Genomic DNA, 20,279 nt, shown 5'->3' with positions numbered 1-20,279 from the left:
CGGGGAGGGGGATCAGCGCCGCCGTCCGGTCAGAGCCGTGAGTGCGGGCGGCGGGCTGGGCGTAGTGGTCCGCGGTGGGGGCGGGCAGCTGCACACGACGGACACTTCGTGCTCGGCGGGGCCGACTTCGGCGCTGCACACGCTGCGCTGCGGGTGGGGTTCGTGCCGGTCGGCGAGGTCGGCGCGTACGGCGGCCAGGTCGGCGCGGATGGCGTCCAGGTGGCCTTCGGCGAGGTGGCGCAGCCGGGCGGCGGTGGCGATGTCGGCTGGTCCGCCGAGGCCCAGGTGGAACTCGGCCGTGGCCGTGAGGATCTCGTCGAGGGCGGCAAGGACGCCGTCGTGGGAGGCGGTGAGTTCGGTCAGCGCGTCCGCGGCTTCCTCGGTGGTGGTCGCCTGGCGGATGAGTTCGGCCTGGTGGGCGACGGAGGCGCCGAGGGGGAGGTAGTGAGCCTCGCGCAGGTCGGTCTCGAACGCTGTGTCGCAGGCGACGTGGTACTGGACGGCGCGCAGACGTGCCACGGCCCGGGTCGCCAGGCGTACCTCCTCGGCTTCGTCGAGGCCGGTGGGTAGTCGGTGGTAGCTCTCGTGGACGCGGACGACGGGGACGAAGCCGGTGCGCTGAAGGATGCTGTGCGCTTCCGGGTCGCCCCCACGGGCGAGGACTTCGCCTGAGTGCACGTCGCGTTGCAGGGTCAGGTAGCGGTTGGCAAGGGCCAAGGGCGTTGCTTTCTCCGGGTGTTCAGCGGGAATGACGTGGGGGAGTGGAGCGAGGTGCGGGCGGTGTGACGGAGCGCGCTGTGGCGCGCTGGCTTGCTCCGGGCAGGTCAGCGGTGGTGGCGTCGAGGTCCTGCTGGATGCCGTACAGGCGGCCGGCGATCCACCCCAGCTGGTGGGCCACGTGGGGCCCGTAGGCGTGGGGCAGGTCATCGAGGCGGTGGGCGGCCTGTTCGATCAGACCGCGTACCGAGGCGATGGGTCCGTTGGCCTCGTCGGCGAGCTGGTGCATCAGCGTGGCGACCTGGGCCGCCATCGCAGGCGGCGACTGATCCGGCGTTGGGCGCGGCAGCGCCGGGCGTTGCGCCGGCAGACGGGCGGTCGACGGGCGTCCGCCGTGGCTCTGCGTTGGCACCAGGCCCAGGTCGGTTTCGATGCGCCGGCACTCTTCACTCAGCGTCCGCGCGAGTAGGCGGGGCTGCTGGGCCCAGGCGCCGTCACCTCGGATGCGATTGGCAATCACGTCGAGTCGGCCGGGACGGGCCTGAAGCGCGACCCACCGGCATGCGTGCTCATCTCCGGTGGGTGCGAGACCGGCGACGTGAGTCAGCCGTTGGGCGATTCGTTGCCACTCCGGCCGCCGCAGTGCCCGGTCGGCGGGGTGCAGCCGGACCGCCATGTGGAAGATCTCCGGCTCCATCCCGGTCGGTCCGTCTGCGTGCGGATGGAGATCCCGCGGTGCCTGCAAGTAATCCTCCCAGTCGGCGAACATCCACTCCTGGGGGCCGCCCTCGGCGACGGTGGGGTCCAGGGGCGCGTGGGCCACCACGGCATCGCCCAGCACGTCCTGCTCGGCGACCGGGATGCCCATCGCCGACGACAGCGCGATGGCAGGGAAGAGCTGTTCTCCAACGATGTGCGGGATCACCTGACACCCTCTGCATCCAGGACGTGCACGAGCTGATTGAGCGCGGTGACCGAGTACCAACCGCAGTCGATCAAAGAGGCCGCGTGGGCGAACTTCGGGATCAGGTAGTCCTCCAGAGCACGCAGGTAAATCAGGCAATCGGGGCAGCGCCGCGAGAGATGGACCAGATACCGGGGATGACCGGTGACGAAGGTCTGCTGCCCGCCGTTGGGGTCGCGCAGCCGCCACCCGTCCTCGTCGGTGGGCGTATGCCATGACGGCGCCACCACCGTCATGGCATCGCCCCACAGCTCGCCGCCTGCGACGCCCTTGAGGACGACAACCTGGTCGCCAGGCCGGAAGTGGCCATGAGACATGTCCCTCTCAGGCGTGAGGGTGTCGGCAGGGACATATGGCGGACGAACAGCTTCGGGCACAGCGGGGGCTTCCTTCCACGAACGGCACAGGGTGGCGGTGGGAAGGACAATGGTCCGGAGGATCCCCGGTTTTGCTAACCGGGGAACGTGGGGTACAAGGCATGCCCCGGTGACGCCGCCGGCCCCTTAGCGGAACGGATTTTCGTTGCCCCGGTCGGCTTCTGTGGCGGCGTCGAGAAGCTCGGGGAGGTCGTTTCCCTCGGCATCGCGCTGGTCGATCCACCACCCGGCGCGAGTGATCGTGCGGATCGTCTCTTCGAGCGCGGACCAGTCCGCCTCGTCCCAGGTGCCTTCGGTGACCAGCGCGGTGTAGGCGGCGGTGACCAGTTGGTGGCGCGTGCGTTCGCCCCACTCCAGAGCGCGGTCGGGGCCTTCGAGCGCGGGCATGTCGAACTGGGCGGCCCAGTCGGCAGCCGCCTGCTGTTCGGCGGCGCGACGGGCGGCAATCCATTCCTCCTTGCCGGCGCTGTCGTTGTCGCGCGCGGCCTTCCAGCAGTCGGTGCAGTCCTTGGAGGCGAGCCAGCGTGCGAAGGCGGCCCGCTTGTCGGCGGGTCGGTCGGACAGGTTGTGGGTTATGGCGTGTCCACAGGTGTGGACAACTTCATAGGACGTTCGGATTGCCAAGTGGTTGTTCCTGCTTTCTGTCTTCTGTGGTGTCTCAGCGTGTCCTGCGGATGGCGTCTGTGGCCGCCGTGGCGATGGCGGCGGGAGCGCTGGAGGGCCGGGGCAGGTGCAACAAGGTGGTCCCCGGCAAGTGGAGGGACCGCGGAGTGAGGGTGAGTTGGAGTACGGCGCAGCCGGCGGTTGTGAGCTGCTTGACGCGGGGGACGGCTTGGGCGGTTTCGTCGCTGTTGTACTGGGCGTCGGTGACGATCACGAGGAGGCGGCCGGCGCCGGGGCGGCTGAGGTCGAGGCCGTGGTCGAGTGCGTCGATGGCGTCACCGAGGTTGTGGTGGCCGCCGTTGGCATTGAACGTCGTCACACGCTCTGGTGCTCGGTGGGTGGGTCGGGTCAGTGCGGTCAGGTGCTGGTCGTAGGCGATGGTGGCGGTGCGGGAGTCGGGGTCGGTCAGGGCTGCTGCGCGTGCCACGATCCAGGCAGCGGACGCGACGGGCGCGCAGGCGGCACGCATGGAGCCGGAGACGTCGACGGCGATACCCACCCGCAGCGGTGGGGTGGGCGAGCTGCGGCGGCGGGTGTGGGTGAACGGTTCCGCGGTGGGGACCGACCCGGCCGCGCGCTGAGCGTCGCGGGCGAGGGCCGCGCGCATGTTGAGGCGGCCGGGCGGGGTGGGGCTGGTGGTCCGCTCCTCGGTCCGCTCACGGTAGGCGGCGGCACGCAGGGCGCGGCTCAGGCGAGCTGCGGCACTCTGCTCGGCGGCAGTGGGCCTGCGGGTGCCGGTGACGGGGTTACTGGAGGGCGCGGGTGTGCCGTCGGGGTTGACGGTGCCGCCGCCGGAGTTGAAGACGGACCTCGCGGTGGCGGCGGCCTGGCGTCGCCGACTGGCCTGCTGGGCACGGTCGTTGGCCTGTGCCCTTGACCGGGTGGCCATGGCGGTGGTCGCTGCGGCCTGTGCCGCGAGGTCGGCGGCGTCGGCGGCTGCCGCGCTGTCCATGACCACTGCCACCGCGCCGGACAGCAGATCGGCGAGGTTCTCCGGCACGGGCAGGGTAGGGGCCGCGGTGGCCAGGGCGTCGCACCATTCTTGACCGTGCGCGAGCATGGTCGTGGCGTCGTGGTCGGCGCACTGGTGAGCTGCGCTCCAGATGCGGGTGAGCGTGGCCAGCAGGTCTGCGCCCAGCACCTTTTCGCATAGATCGGCGACGGCCCGGGTCTCGCCGGCGTCCAGGATGCCGACGTCACGGCGGCCGAGGATCAGGGCCGCCACTCCGGCGGCGTGCTCGATGCCCTGGAGGGTGGGGTGGGCGATATCGGGCATGACCAGGGTTCGGGCACTGGTGCGCAGGTACGTGCGGTCCGTGGGCCGCGCGATGAGGTGTGCGCCTTCGACCCGGCTCTCCTCCAGCAGGAGCGCGGCCTCGACGACACGGGGGTCCGCTCCGGCAGGCTCCGTCCAGACGGAGTGGGCCGCGTGCGCTGCTTCGTGGACGAACACTCCCCAGGCGGCGGGATACCGCTCCTCGTCGCCCACGATCCGCGGATGGATCTCGTGGGGCTTAAGCGGGGCGAACAGGCCGGCGTCGAACTCGACCTCGCCCCGGCTGGGGAAATAGGCAGCCGGTGCGCCGCTGCGGGTGCCGGGGCGGCAGGTGACGAGGAGGTCCTGGCGGCCGGAAAGGGCGACCAGTCGATCGCCGAGTTCGGCTCCCACGCGCAGCCACGCGGCCGGGGAGGAACGGGGTTGCGCGGGGGGCGCGCCGTCGTCGTCCCATCGCGCGAGCGCGGCAGCGTCGTCTGGCGTGGACTGGACGTGGCGGTGGGCGCTCATCGCGACCGTCCCCGGTGCGCGGAGACGGTGCTGTTCGCGGGCTGCCGGACGGCCGAGGCGGAAAGCTGCTTGCCGAGGGTGAGGGGGCGGATCTCCTTGACGCCGGCAGCCTTGATGACGGCGGCAGCGACGGCGTCGCGATCCTCCACAGGGGCGATGCCGACCAGGTTTGCGAGGGCTGCTTTGGTGCCGAGGACGGCCTCGGTCTTCTGGTAGCTGAGCAGCTCGCGCAGCTGGGGGGCCCAGCCCAGCTCGCCGAGTTCGACCTGGCGCGAGAGGTGCCGGGCGACCCGGACCACCCGCGCATCGATCCTCAGCGCCAGCGCGAGGTCATAGTCCGTGCCGATTTGGATCTGCACGCTGAACCGGCTCGCGAGCGCCTCCGTCAAAACCGCCCCGTGGACGCCGGGATTGTGGCCCGCCACCACGTAGAAGCCAGGCTCGGCCTTGATGGTCTCGCCCTTGTGGGCCTTGACCTGGATCTGCCTGCGCCCGTCCATCGCGGGATACAGCGCCGCGAGGACCTTCGGTGAGATCAAGGTGGCATCGTCGATCAGCAGGGCGCGGCCCTCGGTCATCGCGGTGACCAGCGGACCGTACTGGAAGACGTAGGCTCCCGCGTCGTCCTGTGTGTACTCGCCGATCAAGTCGCCGACCGTGGTGTCGCCGTCACCGGCGACGGTGAGCAGGTCCGGGAACGCCGCCTCGACCAGACTCGTCTTGCCGGTGCCCGGAGGGCCGTAGAGCAGCACCGGCACGTCGGCGTCGCGCAAGCGGTTCAACGCCTCGACGTCGGGCAGATCGGCCAGCTCCCGGGGGTGGTAGAGCTGGCCCCCCGCGCGGCGGATCGGGCCGGTCTGCCTGGGCGTGGCTGCTGCGGGAATGGTCGTGCGGGCCGTGGCCGCCTGGACGCGGGGAGAGTGGGTGCCCGGTGGGCTGATCACAGCGGTCTGCGCGGCTGCGGCGGTCTTCGCGTTCGCGCGGAACTCCGGTTGCCCCGCTCCACCTTGGTCGGCCTCGCCACGTCGCACCAGGGTGAGGGCGGCGTTGCGGACGGCGCCATGGGAGTGGCCCAGCTGCCTGGCCATGTGCCCGATGGTGAGCGTGTCCGCCGGCCGGTCGGCCAGCAGTCGGGCCACTTTGGCCCGCAGTTCGCCGCCCTTGGTGCGCGCTGGACCGGTAGGCGTTCCGGGTGTGGTCAAAACGAAGATCCTTCAACAAGTGCGGGTGCGAGTGGGGTTGGCGATGCGCCGGAGAGGCTGGCCGGTCTCGGAGCGGATCACGGACTGTGCCGACAGCGATGACCGGGCCCGGCGCGTACCGTCAGCGCTCACCGGCCGACCGGGGGCTCGGTCCAGGGGCACGGGGTGGTCGGCGACGAGCAGCTCGCTGGCTGCCGAGCAGGCCCGGGAGTCTGTTCCGTCGCCCGGCAGGTGCAGGCTGGCGCCTCTTCGAAGCCGTCCTGGAGCAGGATCCGCCGGGCGGCGGCGTTGTAGCCGGTGGTGGTGATCTCGCCGGTGATGGCGTGCCGGATCGTCATGAAGGGCTCTGCTGGCGCTTCGGGCAAGGCGGATCTCCTATCGGTGGTGGCGGGAAAGCGGTGGGGGGTGTTGGGCGAAGACGAGGCGGCCCGGAGGTTCCAGCACATCGACGGTGCGTGGCTGGACCACGAACGATGGCAATGGCTGCCGACATGCTCCAGGGCGGGCCTCACTGGCCCGCAGCTACCTGACTCGCCTTTCCGCACGTTCCAACAGCCGGGTGCACCAACGACGGCCGGAGACGAATCTCCGTGTAAGTAGACGGAGTTCAGCGGGCCGCGTGTGCCGGGGTGCGGCGGTGCCGGCCGCGGCGGCGTGTGCCCGCGCCGGGAACAGTGAGGTGGCGGTGGGCGGCGAGCAGGACGATCAGAGTGAGGCCAGCGCCGGCCGCGGGGAGGCCCGCACCGACGTGGGGCCGCTCGGCGAGCGCGCCGGCCACGGCGGTCCCGGCGGCCTGGCCGGTGCCGACGGCGGCGATCAGCCAGGCGTACGCCTCGGTCGTGGTGCCGGCCGGGGCCAGGGCGTCCACGGTCAGGAACGCCGAGGTGATCACGGCGGTCAGCAACAGGCCCGGGACTGCCGCCAGCGTCACGGCCGAGACGGGGCCGGTGGCCGCTACCAAAGGCACCCAGCCGACGGCGAACAGGAAAGCTGACACGAGGAGTTGTCCGGTGAGCGTGCCCGGCCAAACCCGGCGCCCGTACAGGAAGCCGCCGGCGAGGCTGCCGGTGGACAGCGCGGCGGGGATCAGTCCGGACAGCAGATCCATGCCGAGGGTGTCGGCGAGCGAGACGGCCCACACGTTCATCGCGCCCAGGGCGAAACCCACCCCGCTCACCGCGACGAAAAGCCCCCGCAGCCCTGCATGGGCCAGGGGCCCGACCGTCCCGGTGCGGTGGGCCTTGGGGGCGGGGCGCCAGTGGCGGGAAGGCGCGGCGCTCAGCACCACTGCGGCACCGACCAGCCCCAGCGCGGCGCTCACCACCATCGCGGTGCGGGGCCCGGTCGTCGTGGACAGCACGGCGACCAGCGGGGGCCCGGTGACGTAGATCAGCCCCTGGGCGCCGGTATCGAGGGCGAGCGCGGCCCGACGGCGTGCCTCGTCGGGCAGGACCACGGGCCACAGGGCACGCAACCCCGCCTCCAGCGGCGGAGTGCTCATCCCGGCGAGCGCGACGAGAGCGGCCGCGGGGCCCGGCCGGGCCGCCACCTCCACCACCGACAGGCCCAACAGGCAGACCGTGGTGAGCAGGACCGCGGTGCCGGTGACCAGACTCTGTCCACGCCGGTCGACCATGCGGCCCAGGACCGGCTGCCCAACGGCGGACGCCAGTCCGTACAGCGCGCACAGCAGCCCGCCTGCCTTCAACGAGCCGCCCTGGTCGGTGACGAGCAGGAGGATCGCGACGGGCGCCATGCCGCTCGGCAGGCGGCCGATCAATGTGCCGAGAAGCAGCCGGGCCACGTGACGTTGCGCGAGCAGCGGTCCTGAGCCGGTGGTGGAGGTCAACGCGTGCTTTCTGGGGTGAGGCACCCCGGTGGTGCGGGGGCGCTAACGACGGCGGGCAGCGCCAGGGGGCGGGGGCGCGGCAGGGCCCGTGAGCCCGGGTGGCGCAGGCGTCCGGGGCAGGGGAGAGAGATGGAACAGAGGGCGTGGTGTGCGGTGGGGTGGCAGAACGCCGGCCCCCAGTCCCTCGGCCACGGACTCGATCTCTTCTCGCAGCGCGCCCAGCTGCCGCGCGAGGACGGACAGGCGGGCGGCTGAGCGCTGCCCCTGCTTCGTCTCCAGCGCGTCGGCGAACGATGCTGCCCGGTCCAGCAGTTCGGTCAGGCGGGGCAGCGGGCCGCGGGAGCGGCCGGAGGTGTCGACGGCGTCGAGCAGCGCCATGGAGACGTCCCCGGTGTGCCGTGCCTCGTCGACCTGCCGCACAAGCTTCGCGACCGATACCTCCGCTGCGGGAGGCTGGGGTGCGAAGGGTGCGAAGTTCGGGTTCAGGACGCCGGCGGGCACCGCGGGTGGGGATGCCTGGACCGCCTCGTTCAGAGTGTCGTAGTGGCCAAGGACCCGCATCTGCGCGCTGCCGGGCTCACCGGCCAGTACCACCACGGTCGGCTCACCGTGCTCGACGAGATGAGCCACCGTAATCAGCTCGTTGTCGGCGCTGTACCAAACGTCGTCGGCATCCAAGTCGCCGCGGCGCCATGCCGCCTGAACCCGGTCCGTCCAGAACTGTTGCTCCTCGGATGCCAGCGCCTGGCCAGCGGGGCGGTGCTGCTCGGCGAGCTCGCTGATAATGAAGGAGCGTTCGGCCCAGGCAAGGACGTAGGGCCATAGCTGGAGGTGACGTACGCGGGAGGCTTCGGGCTCGGGATGGACGGTGGGCTCGGACCGGATGCGGTGGATCTGGCTGGCGGCGTGGGCCATGTCGTCGATCAGCTCGCGCCAGGTGGCATGGTGCCTAGCCGGCGGCATGGCATCCACGGCGCTGCGCGCGGCGGACAGCAGCGTGTTCGCGTGCGGCGCCACATAATGCTTGAACGCCTCGGCGCCCTCTCGCCGCCGGCCCTGTGCAATGACTGCGGCGGCCTGTGAGGCATCCGCGGCCGACGCTTGGGACCATGCGCGCTCATAGCGCGCATGGATTAGGGCCAACTGCGTTTGGTAGCGGTGCAGTTCGTCGAGGGCGGTGCGAAGTTCTTCGGCGGGGATGTCGGAAATGAGGTGCTCCGGGGGCGGGGGTCAGCGGCGCGGGCCGGGGGTGGTTACGGCCACGGCCGGCGGGGGCAGCACGACGGTGGGGGCGGCGCCGGCATCGAAGGTGACGTACGTGGCGGCCACCCGTTCACGGGTGAGCGATGGCCGGCGGCGGGGAGCAGGCTCGGGTCGAGATCGACGTGATAGCCCGCCGCGCTGAGCATCCGCGCGGCATGGGTGGCCTGCTGGTTCTCGTGCTCCTGGCCGGTGTCGAAGTGCAGCCGGATCCACATGCCGCGCAGGGTCGGACGGAAGATGAAGCCGGCACGGTCGAGGATCCGGGACGCGAACTCGTCGACGGGGCCCTCGACCTCGACTTCGCCCCCGCTCTTGCGGGCGATGCGGATGGGCTCGGCGTCCATGCTCATCGTCCCCGTGCCGACGCGGGGCCAGGGGAGCGAGCGACCGTCACGGCGGCCGGGTGCGCCGAAGGACGTGCAGAGGTGGTGGCCAGCGTGGGGGTGCGCTGCGGTGAGGCCGCGGCGGCGGCTCGGGCGATGCGCTGGCGACGCTCCAGCAGCCCGTTACGGACGTACGGGTGGGCGGGCTCAGGAGTGATCGCGGGGTCGAGCGAGTAGTCGGCCTGGACGGTGAATCCGTGTCGTCGCAGGTCCTGTACGGCCTGGCGGGTGCGGCGCCGGCCGTCCTGTTCGGGTTGGGTGATCCGGTACAGACCCGGGAGGTCGGGGACAGGCTCGAACTGCTCGCGGGTGAGGAACCACTCGGCCAGATGCTCGGTGACCGCCGAAGTGGAGGCGGCAACGAAGCCGTGTTCAGGGTGGACGGCGAAGTGGAAATGGTCTGACAGGTGGCGGTCCTTTCTGCGGGGGTCAGCGTGCAGTCCGCGACACGGAGCCCGTGACTGCGGGGGATGAGGGCTGAGCGGGCCGAGGTGCCATGAGCGTGGCCAGCCGAGGCGGTTGAGCCCTGCCGCCGGCCTCCGTATGGAGCTGTGCGGCCGTGGCGACCAACTGGGTCCGGGCCGCGTTGCACTTCTCGGCCGCGATGATTCGCAGCGCCTTGGGGTCGCCTCTCAGGTGCGAGGTCGCCAGCTCAGGGATGGCTTCGCAGTAGAAGCCAGTGGACGCGCAGGTGAGGGCTTCGGTGAGGTGGCCCATGGCGCGGGTGACAGCGGCCATCGCCTCGGCGAGCCGCACCAGGGTGTGGCGCTCGGGCAGATGCACTGTCTCGGGTGCGGCGAAGCGTTCCTCGGTGCGTTCGCCGACGTAGGTGAGGTGATGGGCCAGCAGGGCGATGTCGTCGGTGAGCGTCCTGGGGTCCACATCCGAGTGGGTGGTGGGCAGTTGCGAGGCTATGTCGTTGAGCTGCCGGGCGAGATGGTCCAACGTCGCCTGGGTGACGCCGGAAGTCATCAGACGGCCAGCTCAAGAGCGGGGCGGCGGGAACGTCTCAGGGCGGTCCGCAGTGCCTGGCCGTGCCGGAAGGCGAACTCACGGGAAGGCCCCTCCAGATCGAGGAACGCCGTGCCGCCGGCGGTCATCTGGGCGGGGTGCTGTCGGTAGTAGTAGACGACGTGCGGCAGCAGCTCGCCTGCTGCGAGGTTGGTGACACCGTTGACCATGACGAAGTCCTCGCCCTGGGGCAGTCCTCCGTGCCCGCCGACGGCAACGACCAATTCGGTGCGGGCCAGGAGCATGGTCTGGCCGAGCGGGATCTGGGCTTCGGGACTGGTCCAGTACCCGGTCACGTCACCGGGCTGGTGCACGCCGGGTGGCGTCGGGCAGCGCCAGATCGTCGTGGAGCCGTCGGGATGCAGGTCGGCGCTCCAGCCCGCGACCCAGCCCAGACCGGTCTCGGTGATCCTCCGGTGCCGCACGGCGAGGCTGTCGTCCGGCACGAGATCGTCGTCGTCCATGTAACACACCAGGGGGGTGCGGACGGTGCGCAGGCCCAGATTGCGGGCGGCGGCAGCGCCGACCGGGCGGGGCAGTTCGACCACGCGGATGCGGGCATCGGCGGCCAGCGGTTCGGGCAGGAGCGCGCGATCGGCTCCGTCAAGGACGAGGACGGCCTCCCACGGAACGGTCTGCCGCATCAGGCTGGCGTGCAGTTCGGTGAGGTAGCCCAGGCGTTCGGGCCGCAGACGGGTGGCGATGACGACCGTGATGTCGGGGCGGGAGTGCGAGGACAGGACATTCTCCAGGGCGAGGGTGCGAAGTCAGCGGTGGGTGGCGGGCCGTGCGGCCGGGAGGCTGGGGCCGGCGCGGCAGGGGGGGTGGGGCAACGATGTGTGTGGGGCTTGCGCCGCGTAGGGGGCGAGACGGGGTCGGGCGTCGGCTGTGGGGACGCGGCCGGGGTGGGGCGACGGTGAGGTGGGCGGCGCCTGCGGGTCAGTGCTCGGGGTGGCCGGCGGCTGCGAGCCCATGTGCGGTCAGTTCGCCGAAGCCCGCGACGGCGAGGACAGCCGTGATACCGACGACGCCGGACAGGGCCATGTGCGGGGTGCCGAGGAGCGATGCCATGAGGTGAATCCCGGCCAGGGCAACGCAGGTGGCCCACATCGCGAACCGGGGCGCCGGGGATGTACGGCCGGTGGCAGGGATGAGCCGGCTGATGAGATAGGGCCCTGCTGAGAGCAGAGCGATGAGGGCGAAAATGAACGCGGTCCCGAAGGCGCCGGATTCGTCCCACGGCCGCGCGGTGCTGAGCGCGACGGTCATCGAAGTCGTGTAGAGGGCTGCGGACAGGAGTGCGCAACCGCCGCTGAGCCAGAGGGCCAGTTCGTTCAGGGGGACCAAGGGACTGGTGGCTGGTTCCGCTGGGGGGTTCGCATTGCCGCTGTCGGGGTGTGCGGTCGTCACTGCGTACGGTGGTCCTTCGGGTGGGGTCTAGGAGCGTGCGCGCTACACGCTGGGCAGGGACGCGGAGTTCACCGGCGGGCCGGAGGCATCGGTGCGGGCGCAGGTGTAGCCCACGAGTGTGGATGGGCCGGCCTTCGCGGGGACGGTGGCAGCGTCGTTGCAGACGAACTCGTACCGGATGCTCGTGCGTGGGATGTCGTGCAGCCAGGCCCGGTCGTCCTTGCCGGGGTTGAGCTGCAGCCCGTGGTGGGTGACCGCGTCGGTCTGGGTGTGAGTGTGGGAGAAGAAGACCAGCGCGCCACCGTCGGTGGTCTTGAGCGCGTAGGCGTCGCCGTACCGGTTGGTGGCGCCGGCGAACGTGCTGGTGCCCTGACTGCCGTACTGGGTGACGGTTTCGTCGTGGACCTTGATTTGCAGGCTGCTCGCCTTGCTCTCGTTGAAGGTCTTCTTCCCGGAGTTCTGCCCGCCGGTGGTGAAGTTGTCCAGGACGCCCTCCCTGAGCTGATCGGCCCCGACGGCGAGGTCCTTGTTGCTGTTGGCCGCGACGGCGGTGGCGTATCCGTCAGCATCCAGCACGATCTTGGGCAGGTCGGTGCCGTACAGATCGGCGGCTGCAACCATCTCCCACTGCTTGTGCTGAGGCTGTTCGGCGAAAACGGCGAGCCGACTGGGGGCCTTGCCCGGGGTGGCGGAGAGTGCGGCGGCGAACCAGCGGGGCTGGCCGGGCGCGATCCGCGGGATGTACAGCTGGGCGCTCTGCGTGTCGTACGCCCACGGCTTGTATGGCTTGCGTTCGGAGGCGGTCAGACCCTCGGACTCCTTGAACTCGGAGACTGACATGGCATACATCGGACCGTCCTCGACGGAATCGAGCAGGGCGCGGTCGTTGTCGGCGTTGGCCTTGTTGTTGACCTGCGAGTACCGGTCGATCGCGGCCAGAGCCTGTTGCTTGGTGAGCGCGGGCAGCAGCTCCCGCTGCGTGTCGGCACTGGCGGACGGTGCGGGGCTCTTGGCTTCGGGGCTGTTGTTGCCACTGCCGCTGCCGCTGCCGCAGGCGGTTGCGGCCAGCGCCACGCAACCAGCGGCGATGGACAGAGGGAGTCGGTGGAGGATGCGGCGAATGAGGTTCTCCTGGGGAAGGGGGGTAGGTGATTCGCCTCTAGGGTCCGGGCAATCCCCGGTTTTGCTAACCGGGGATTGCCCGCTATGTTTCGCCCCCTGGCTGGTGACGCAGGGGCGAAGCTGGCCCGCAGCGGGTCGGCGCATGATCTCCCCCAGGTCAGCGGAGGGTTCTGGAGGAGTTGGGCGATACCGGCGGAGACACGGGCGCCGCGTCGGGCGGCCAAGTCCGGTGAACGGGAGAAGGAAGCCCTGCACGGCCTGTGCCGCTGGCCGCGGCAACGAGCAGGTCGGCGTTCCGGTGCAGGGTGCTGGCCGCGCCGGTCAGGTGCCGGTGAGCGCTCTGGAGCCGTTCGTCGAGGTCCGCGCGTGCGCGGCTGAGTGCCTTGGTCCGCTCCGGCGTACGTGGGCCGGCGCTCATCTCATGGAGGCGACCGATCTGAACGACGGCCTCGCCCAGCTTGGCCAGGGCCCAGCCGAGCGGATCGGCCGCGCGGGTCATCAGGACGACCTTGTGGTGGACCAGGGCGTCCGGTGCGCCGCGATGCCGCTTCGGCGCCCGGCCATGGACGGCGGCTTCATGCGCGAGCGAGGAGAAGATGCTGGCGACGACGCGGACTTGGTCCTCTACCTCCTCGCTGATGCTGGCGAGCGAGTGCGCGGATTCCGGAGCAGGCAGATCGTCGGCGGCATGATGGATGCGCTCGGCCAGCGAGTGCAGGTGCGCTGCCTGGTCCAGGCCGGTGAGCGGACCGGGCAGCTCGGGCGGCGTCACCGGGTGCGACCAGCTGGGGGCGCCACCGCCGCCGGCAGGCCGACGCCGAAACCGGCCCCAGCCACGCTGGCCGTCTGGCGCGATGGAGGGCGGGGGGCCAGGGCGCGCATGCGGTCGACGGCGACGTGCAGATCTTCGCCGAGCTCGCGCAAAGTGGACGCGGCGTCCTCCAGGTCGTAGTGGAGGTCGAAAGCGTCGTCGTGGTCGGACTCTCTGACCTTCTCGGCTGCCGCTTCGAAGAACTCAGCGAGCCGCTCCAGCAGGCCGTCGGTCGGCTCCAGGACCTGTTCGGCGAGGTCTGCGGCGTGCTCGTAGGACGTCGTGCCGTTGAGCAGGTCGGTGAGCGCGAGTACCTGACGGCCGTACACGTAACGGGCGTTGGGGTCGGTGGATGTGGTGAAACCCGGGGTGGGGATTGAGGGGGTGGACAGGTGGGATCTCCTGACAGCGGGGCGGGCAGCTAGACCCGGTGCGGTGCGACGTCGGTGGGCGGACTGCTGTAGAGCGGTTCCATCAACGTGAGGGCTCCAGAGGGGAAGGGAATGACGCGGCCGTTCGGGAAAGTCCTTGAGCGGGCGATGCTTGTGAATGTGGCAATACGCCTTAGTGCCGACGCGTGTTGGGTCGGGTCGGTGGTGCCGCCGGGTTCTGCTGTCGGGCTGACGCGGGGAAGAACCGGTGGAAGTCGAGGTGGGCGTCGAGTTCGTTCGACGCGTTGCGAAGCGATTCCGAGGCGCGTCGCAGGTAGGCGCGGGCGGTGGCGTGGTCAATGACCATGCGATTCCCCAGGTGCTCCTGGGCAGCCTCGCTGGAGGTCCGGGGCAGGGCAAGGGCGCTCTCGGCGGTCTCGGCGAAGTACGGCGCCGCGTGGGTCGACATGGCGGCTGCCGTCGCGAGATGGGCGAGGACAGCACTGCCGGCACGGTTCGTGCTGTAGGTGCTCCTGGCGAAGTCGGCAGTTAGCTGGAGGACATCGCGGGAGAGGGCTTGTGCCCCCACGGCGTGCTGTAGGAGGTCCGCATAGGACGGGGCGGATGGCACATGGCCGGTCTCGTCCAGCAGCTGCGATTGCTCAGCGGCAGCCATGAGTTTGGTCTTCATGGCGTCGAGCGTGTCGAGAAGGTGGAGGGTGGTGTTGCGGGGGATCAGTTCGCGCTGCACATCGAAATTCATGGAACTCCCGGGCGGTCAATGCATTCGGGCATCCGTATCGAATAGGGCCAATTCATGTGGATGTAGTTGGTGTTGCACGATGAAGGATCTGCCCGCGACTTTCCAGAGACCCCTTCCGCGGTTGAGGTGGGAAATGGCGTCGCTCTCCACGGAGGTAAGGCCCAGCAGGACTGCTGCGGCGTGCAGTTGGTCGGTTTCCTGGCGGTAGATGATGCGGGTGGAACAGTCAGCGAGCAGGCCCTCGGCCAGAGCGCGCCCGCGGGATCCTGCGTCTCCGGCGGTGAGCAGGTCGGACAACCGGTGGATGACCATCAGGTTGGCGATGCCCAGGCCGCGGGACAGCTTCCACTGGGACTGCATGCGCTGGAGCAGGCCGGGGTGGCGCATCAGGCGCCATGCCTCGTCGTAGACGATCCAACGCCTCCCGCCGTTGGGGTCGGAGAGTGCGGACTCCATCCAGGCGGAGGCGCAGGTCATGGCGAGGACGAGTGCGGTGTCGTCGCCGGAACCGCCTAGGCGGGACAGGTCGATGGTGAGCATCGGGCTGTTGGGGTCGAACATCACGGTCGAGGGGGCGTCGAACATGCCGGCCAGGTCGCCGTGGACGAGCCTTCGCATGGCGTGGGCCAGGTCGCGGGAGGCATCGCCGAGACGGCCGGACATCAGGCCGCCGGCGACGTCGAGGTCGTCGGGGTTGTTGAGCATGGTGGCGATGTCGCCGAGCAGCGGGGTGCGGCCGGTGGCTGTGGCGCGGGTGACGACGGCGTCCAGGGCGACGTCGAGTCCGGTGTGTTCCATGGGCAGCAGGTCCCGTCCGAGGACGGTGCGGGCCAGGGAGCCGAGGAGCAGCAGGCGCCGTTTGCGGATCTCGTTTGCCCAGTCCGTTTCGGAGACCGACGGCGGGCGTGGGGCTGCGTCCAGGGGGTTGAGCTTGCCGGGCAGTCCGGGGCCGAGCGCGATGGAGGTGCCGCCGAGGGCTGCGGCCACGGGGGTCCATTCGCCCTTGGGGTCGCACGGGACGTAGACCCGGTAGCCGAAGGCCACGGACCGCAGTGCGAAGGACTTCGCCAGGGCGCTCTTGCCCTGGCCGATGACCCCGGCGAGCAGGACGTTGGGGTTGGTGAAGCCTTCGATCTTCCCGTACAGCGCGAACGGGTCAAAACAGAAACTCGCCTCGGCATGCATGTCCCGGCCGATGTAGATGCCCTCGGCGCCGAGCCCGCCTTCGGCGAGGAAGGGATAGGCGCCCGCGACGGTGGCGGTGGTCATGCGGTGCGCGGGCAGCTTGAGCTTGCTGCCGCGTGCGGAGGCGGGTCCGGGCCGGCCGCCGGGTGGGAACAGGGCGGGCGGCGTCTGCTGCTCACCCTGTTCGGGGCTGGCGGGGTGCAGTGCGGCTTCGGCGCGGGCCTTGGCGGCGGCCTCGGCGAGCTGTTTGCGGGCGGCCTTGCGGCTGGCGCGGTCGGTGCCGTTCGGGGTGAAGAGGGGGCTGGCAGAGGCGCGGCGAGCGCGGCGGGCGGGCCGGTGGGTCACAGGTGGTGCTCGATTCGGCGGGGCTTGCTCATATGGCGCAGCCGGTGGTGCGGGTGTGGCCGTGGAGCGGGGCATTGAGGTCGGTGGGGGTGGTCTTGCGGCGGATCGCGTGGCCGGAGATGAGGTGGCGCTGGCAGATGGTCAGCACCGGCGGCCCTTCCGGTAGCCGATCGGGCTCACACGGGGTGCCGCCGGCGTCGTCGGGCGAGGTGGGCAGTACGTGGAAGGCGTCGTGGATGGCGGCGGTGGCCTGCCAGAGCCGCAGGTGTGCGGTGCTCAGGTGGCGGCCCGCGGTGGGGTGCGCGGGGCGGCTCGCCTCAGCGAGGTGGTCGAGGAGGCGGTGCAGGGCGGTGAGATGGGCGTGCAGCGCATCCAGGTGGACACGGTCGGCCGCAACGGCCGGGGTTGTTTGGGTGAGGGTGCGAGTGTGGTGGCGCAGTCCTGTGGAGGCGGCACGCAGGTACGGGTGTGCGTCAGCGACGTACGGAGTCGAGGTCAACGAGGAAGTCCTTCCTGCCCGCGGGCAGGGATGAGAAGAGGTCACCGGAGGCGACCGGGGCCCATGGCGGGCGGGCCGGGCGGTAGTGAAGTGTGGTGCGAGGTACGGGCGGAGTGGCCCGGGGCCTGCTCGGCGCGCAGGTCGATGTACGAGCCGGAAGCGCACACACCGGGATGGCTCTCGGCGGGCAGGTAGGTGCCGGAGCCGTCGGCTGCGCCCACGATGTCGTACTCCTCCAGCCAACGACGGAGACCGGGCAGTTCGAGCAGAGGGCGATAGGCGTCGTCGAGGTCGCGGTCGTTGGCGACGAAGAGCGTGGACCGCGCGCCCTCCTTGAGGCTAGGACTGCGCAGTGCGATGGTGAAGGCGCGGGAGGGCCGCGGGGTCAACACGAGCTCCAACTGCGCCGCCAGAGAGTCCAGGGCATCGGCGGCTTCGACCGCAGTCTCGTAGCGCACGTCCTCGTAGGCGGCGTACTCGCCTTCGAGTACCGCACCGTCGGCGTCGCGGTGGACGTCGAGGCGCTGCCGGTGGCGCCGTTGCATCTCCTTGACGGACGCGAGCAGCGCGACCAGATCGTCGTACCCCGCTGATGCGAGCGCGTCCGGAGCGGGCCGGGCCGTCACAGGGCGGTCCTGGCAAGGGGGAGGGCTGCGAGAGTGAAGGCGTCGGGCTGCTGGTAGTAGAGGCGGCGCAGGTCGACCTGGGCGGTGACGGCGGCGGTCTCGATCTGCGCGCACGCAGCATCCAGCGCCGCGTCGGTCCCGGCGGAGACGGTGAGCAGGCCGGTCAGGGCGACGTCGGCATGGCCGGCGATGAGCTGGCGTTCGCGGGCCTTGACGTCGGCGTACTCGACGCTGTCGGCCTCGCTGTCGACCTGCCCGCGGCGGGAGCGCTCGGCGGCATCCGAGATGATCGCCGCCTTCTTCCTCTGGACATCGCGCATCGCCGACTCCAGCCCCTGGGGCACGTAAATAAGGGACAGGCTGCGCCGGACCCCGGCGGTGAACATCAGCCCGTGCAGGAATCCGGCACCGGTCTCCGTGCGCGGCCAGTCCTCGACCCAGTACGTGGCATGCCGGGCGGAGTCGGTGGCGAGGCGGTCGTACTCCTCGACCTGGACGACCGGTCCGGCAGCGGCCGGGTCGGCTTCGGCGCGCCCGCTCGGGGACCACTGCTGCAAGGCGGAGAGTGCCTTGGGATCGTAGGCCGTGCGGATGACGGCGGCGATCTCCCGTGCGCTAAGCCAGCCGGTCACCATCAGTCCCGCGCTGCGGGCGGCCTGGGCGATGGCGCTGGTGGTCTGTTCCATGACCGTGAACGCACCTGGGAGGCCGCCACCGGCCTGGGAGATGAGGCGCTTGGCGGCTTTGAGGTCGAGGGAGATGGCCAGATACGCCTCGTGTGGGGCGGCGGCCGGCCCGGCGGAAGCGACCAGGTCGGAGTACACCTGCCCGGCGACCGGGGCGTTGGGGTAGCCCTGCTGGGTCCAGTGACGGGCGAGGGTGTCGCCGCTGTCGGGCACGGTGCGCTCCAGCACCTGTACGGAGGCTACGTGGCCGGTCCGTGCGATGCCCGCGAGCGCTCGTCCCCACCCGCTGACGTTGTGGTTCTGGGTGGCGGGGTCGAGCAGGGCGAAGGCCCGGCTGGAGACGCGGGCGACGGCGGTCAAGGTCTGGTGGTGCGGGTCGTGGACGGCGGCGGCGCCGTTGGCCGAGTCCGAGGGCGTGACGACGCGTAGGGAGGCGGCGGTGCCCGGCAGGTGGAGGGTGCCGTCGTGGCGAGGGCGGGTGACCGGGCGGGCGAGCCACAGGGTCTGCCCGCTGCGGCGGCGTCGGGTGAAGCGGACGACGATCGGCGCCCAGTCGATCAGTGACTTTCCTTCTCGGCGGATGGCGACCAGGGCGGTGACTGCGGCCCACAGCGGGGCGAGCACGATCGCGCCGAGCAGCCCGGTGCTGACGAAGGTGGCCAGCAGCAGTGCCAACGCCAAAGACACCAGGGTGAGTTGGGGGAGGGTGAGGCCGAGCAGGATGCCGCGCTTGGACCTGTGGGGGAATTTGACCGTGAGGGGAGTGATCGAGAGTTCAGACAAGGGCCGTTCCGGTGGTGCGCGGGCCGGGCCGGAGCAGCGCACACGAAGTGCATCGTGTGCGCCGCTCCGGCATGAGCGGGTCGGGGTCAGATGCCAGTGGGCGGAGGCGGGGGCGCTCCGGCGCCGCCGGCACCCAGCGAGGATGCGGAGTTCGGGGCCGGGGGCGCGCCCTGGGGCGGGGGCATGGTGGAGCCTGCCGGGTTCGACATGAACCCGCCGCCGGACGGGGAGCCTGAGCCGGGCCTGCCCTGGCCGGGACCGCCGCCGAACTGGCCACTGGTGTCATCAGTGGCGCGCGTGGGCGGAGGCTGGACGGCCTTCTCCAGACCGCCCTTCATGCCCTGGCCGCCCGAGCCGCCGCTGTCCTGGCCGCTGCCACCGGACGGGTTGGAGGCGATATCGCCGGGGAAGCCGCCGGGCACCGCGTCAGGTCCCTGCGGGGCGGCGCCCGCTCCGGCTGCCGCGCCGCCGGTTCCGGCGGTGGCCGACATCGCGGCGGCCTTCCGGCCCGCGCGTTCGGTGTGCTGACGGGCGAGCTGCGCGCCGGCACCACCCGCACGGTGGATCGTTTCGCCGTCCGAGCCCTCTGCGGCCCAGTGCACGAACTTGAACGTGGCGTACGGGCACAACAGGACCAGCACCATGATGACGATGCCGGACATGACGTCGGCGAGTGCGTCCAGGCCGTCCGCGGCCTGGGTCTTGCCCATGGCGGAGATGCCAAGCACGAAGATCACAGTCATCAGGAGCTTCGAGACGACCAGGGTCGCGGTCGCTTCGATCCAGCCGCGCCGCCAGCGGCGGGCGGCCTCCCAGCCGCCGCCGGCACCGGCGAACACGGCCAGGGTGACCATGACGAGGATGCCGACCTTGCGGACCATCATCACGCACCAGTAGAGGAACGCTCCGATGGCGGCTCCGACGGCGGCGAAGACCGCGACGAGCCAGCCCATCCCGTTCAGCGCGGGAATCGCGCTCACCTTCACGATGCGCCGGACCGCCGATTCGATCGACAGGTGGGAGGCTTTGAACAGACCGTCGGAGAGGGCGTCGACCACTTCGATGGCGACCGTGGTCAGGGCGATGGCACTGAAGGCGAAGATCACGCCGGATGCTGTGCCGGTGAATGCCTGGGTCAGGGCCTGGCCGTCGCGTTTCATCGCGGCGCGGACCAGCTGGGCGCAGAAGGTGGCGACGAGGATGATCAGGCCGATCGGCAGCAGCAGCTCGTAGTTGGACCGGAACCAGCCTGCGTTGAGATCGACGCGGGTGGTGGCGTTGACGGCCTTGGCGGCGAGATCGGCTGCTGCGGAGGCGAGTTCGCCGGCGGACTTGGCCATCCAGTCGCCGATGACCTTGCCCGGATCGGTGGCGAAGTCGACCGCGCCCTTGGTGGCGCCGGCCAGGCCGCACATTTTCTCGGCGAGGGGTATATCGCAGAAACCCACGGGGAGTTGGTCTCC

23 protein-coding genes are annotated in these 20,279 nt (G+C 70.9%); 1 reads left to right on the top strand and 22 read right to left on the bottom strand.

The features are described 5' to 3' along the window. Positions 1–12: 12 nt before the first annotated feature. The 10 genes from ACGFW5_RS01570 to ACGFW5_RS01525 all read right to left on the bottom strand — a co-directional run bounded on the left by ACGFW5_RS01570 (position 13) and on the right by ACGFW5_RS01525 (position 9,165). Entirely contained in the window at positions 13–717 is a 705-nt protein-coding gene (locus ACGFW5_RS01570) for a hypothetical protein (RefSeq protein ID WP_393832112.1), read from the bottom strand. 22 nt (positions 718–739) lie between these two features. Continuing rightward, the gene (locus ACGFW5_RS01565) at positions 740–1,642 is read right to left on the bottom strand and encodes a hypothetical protein (RefSeq protein ID WP_393832111.1); all 903 of its coding nucleotides are present in this window, start codon (positions 1,640–1,642) and stop codon (positions 740–742) included. Then, entirely contained in the window at positions 1,639–1,998 is a 360-nt protein-coding gene (locus ACGFW5_RS01560) for a hypothetical protein (RefSeq protein WP_364131069.1), read from the bottom strand. The genes ACGFW5_RS01565 and ACGFW5_RS01560 overlap by 4 nt, the downstream gene beginning before the upstream one ends. 186 nt (positions 1,999–2,184) lie before the next feature. Then, positions 2,185–2,682, bottom strand: a complete 498-nt coding sequence (locus tag ACGFW5_RS01555) for a hypothetical protein (RefSeq protein WP_393832110.1) — start codon at positions 2,680–2,682, stop codon at positions 2,185–2,187. 34 nt (positions 2,683–2,716) lie between these two features. Further along, the gene (locus ACGFW5_RS01550; RefSeq protein WP_393832109.1) at positions 2,717–4,507 is read right to left on the bottom strand and encodes a hypothetical protein; all 1,791 of its coding nucleotides are present in this window, start codon (positions 4,505–4,507) and stop codon (positions 2,717–2,719) included. Beyond that, positions 4,504–5,646 carry an AAA family ATPase gene (locus ACGFW5_RS01545; protein WP_393832349.1) on the bottom strand — a complete coding sequence of 381 codons (1,143 nt, stop codon included), beginning with the start codon at positions 5,644–5,646 and terminating at the stop codon, positions 4,504–4,506. The genes ACGFW5_RS01550 and ACGFW5_RS01545 overlap by 4 nt, the downstream gene beginning before the upstream one ends. A gap of 191 nt (positions 5,647–5,837) precedes the next feature. Beyond that, complete coding sequence (locus ACGFW5_RS01540) at positions 5,838–6,047, bottom strand: hypothetical protein (protein WP_393832348.1); 210 nt, start codon at positions 6,045–6,047, stop codon at positions 5,838–5,840. 269 nt (positions 6,048–6,316) lie between these two features. Continuing rightward, entirely contained in the window at positions 6,317–7,558 is a 1,242-nt protein-coding gene (locus ACGFW5_RS01535) for an MFS transporter (protein WP_393832108.1), read from the bottom strand. A 42-nt stretch (positions 7,559–7,600) separates the two neighbouring features. Continuing rightward, complete coding sequence (locus tag ACGFW5_RS01530) at positions 7,601–8,701, bottom strand: hypothetical protein (RefSeq protein ID WP_393832107.1); 1,101 nt, start codon at positions 8,699–8,701, stop codon at positions 7,601–7,603. 110 nt (positions 8,702–8,811) lie between these two features. Further along, the gene (locus ACGFW5_RS01525) at positions 8,812–9,165 is read right to left on the bottom strand and encodes a hypothetical protein (protein ID WP_393832106.1); all 354 of its coding nucleotides are present in this window, start codon (positions 9,163–9,165) and stop codon (positions 8,812–8,814) included. Between the two features lie 236 nt (positions 9,166–9,401). Between ACGFW5_RS01525 and ACGFW5_RS01520 the strand changes: the two genes are divergently transcribed. Then, complete coding sequence (locus tag ACGFW5_RS01520; protein ID WP_393832105.1) at positions 9,402–9,608, top strand: hypothetical protein; 207 nt, start codon at positions 9,402–9,404, stop codon at positions 9,606–9,608. 25 nt (positions 9,609–9,633) lie between these two features. On the opposite strand, the gene ACGFW5_RS01515 is transcribed toward ACGFW5_RS01520, so the two are convergent. The 12 genes from ACGFW5_RS01515 to ACGFW5_RS01460 all read right to left on the bottom strand — a co-directional run bounded on the left by ACGFW5_RS01515 (position 9,634) and on the right by ACGFW5_RS01460 (position 20,264). Continuing rightward, on the bottom strand, positions 9,634–10,176 hold the full coding sequence (locus ACGFW5_RS01515) for a hypothetical protein (protein WP_393832104.1): 543 nt from the start codon (positions 10,174–10,176) through the stop codon (positions 9,634–9,636). Then, positions 10,176–10,919, bottom strand: coding sequence for a glycosyltransferase (locus tag ACGFW5_RS01510; RefSeq protein WP_393832347.1), 744 nt, complete (start codon positions 10,917–10,919; stop codon positions 10,176–10,178). Before ACGFW5_RS01510 ends, ACGFW5_RS01515 begins: the two co-directional genes overlap by 1 nt. A gap of 235 nt (positions 10,920–11,154) precedes the next feature. Then, entirely contained in the window at positions 11,155–11,484 is a 330-nt protein-coding gene (locus tag ACGFW5_RS01505; RefSeq protein ID WP_393832103.1) for a hypothetical protein, read from the bottom strand. 183 nt (positions 11,485–11,667) lie between these two features. Further along, positions 11,668–12,699 carry a hypothetical protein gene (locus tag ACGFW5_RS01500; RefSeq protein WP_393832102.1) on the bottom strand — a complete coding sequence of 344 codons (1,032 nt, stop codon included), beginning with the start codon at positions 12,697–12,699 and terminating at the stop codon, positions 11,668–11,670. A gap of 205 nt (positions 12,700–12,904) precedes the next feature. Beyond that, on the bottom strand, positions 12,905–13,519 hold the full coding sequence (locus ACGFW5_RS01495) for a hypothetical protein (protein ID WP_393832101.1): 615 nt from the start codon (positions 13,517–13,519) through the stop codon (positions 12,905–12,907). Continuing rightward, a complete protein-coding gene (locus ACGFW5_RS01490) occupies positions 13,516–13,887 on the bottom strand; it encodes a hypothetical protein (protein WP_393832100.1) in 372 nt (123 codons plus the stop codon). The genes ACGFW5_RS01495 and ACGFW5_RS01490 overlap by 4 nt, the downstream gene beginning before the upstream one ends. Positions 13,888–14,122: 235 nt before the next feature. Further along, entirely contained in the window at positions 14,123–14,692 is a 570-nt protein-coding gene (locus ACGFW5_RS01485) for a hypothetical protein (RefSeq protein WP_393832099.1), read from the bottom strand. A 15-nt stretch (positions 14,693–14,707) separates the two neighbouring features. Next, positions 14,708–16,222 (bottom strand): VirB4 family type IV secretion system protein, encoded by a 1,515-nt coding sequence (locus ACGFW5_RS01480; protein WP_393832098.1) that lies wholly within the window; start codon positions 16,220–16,222, stop codon positions 14,708–14,710. Between the two features lie 28 nt (positions 16,223–16,250). Beyond that, positions 16,251–16,721 carry a DUF6238 family protein gene (locus tag ACGFW5_RS01475; RefSeq protein ID WP_393832097.1) on the bottom strand — a complete coding sequence of 157 codons (471 nt, stop codon included), beginning with the start codon at positions 16,719–16,721 and terminating at the stop codon, positions 16,251–16,253. 41 nt (positions 16,722–16,762) lie between these two features. Next, the gene (locus tag ACGFW5_RS01470) at positions 16,763–17,347 is read right to left on the bottom strand and encodes a hypothetical protein (protein WP_393832096.1); all 585 of its coding nucleotides are present in this window, start codon (positions 17,345–17,347) and stop codon (positions 16,763–16,765) included. Beyond that, the gene (locus ACGFW5_RS01465) at positions 17,344–18,816 is read right to left on the bottom strand and encodes an SCO6880 family protein (protein ID WP_393832095.1); all 1,473 of its coding nucleotides are present in this window, start codon (positions 18,814–18,816) and stop codon (positions 17,344–17,346) included. Before ACGFW5_RS01465 ends, ACGFW5_RS01470 begins: the two co-directional genes overlap by 4 nt. A gap of 86 nt (positions 18,817–18,902) precedes the next feature. Continuing rightward, on the bottom strand, positions 18,903–20,264 hold the full coding sequence (locus tag ACGFW5_RS01460) for an ATP-binding protein (protein WP_393832094.1): 1,362 nt from the start codon (positions 20,262–20,264) through the stop codon (positions 18,903–18,905). Positions 20,265–20,279 lie beyond the last annotated feature (15 nt).

It is taken from the genome of Streptomyces sp. NPDC048416 (genome assembly GCF_043200435.1).
In the GTDB taxonomy this organism is placed as follows: domain Bacteria; phylum Actinomycetota; class Actinomycetes; order Streptomycetales; family Streptomycetaceae; genus Streptomyces.
The sequence above is the reverse complement of the archived record's forward strand: the minus strand, read 5'-3'. Positions and strand labels throughout refer to the sequence as shown.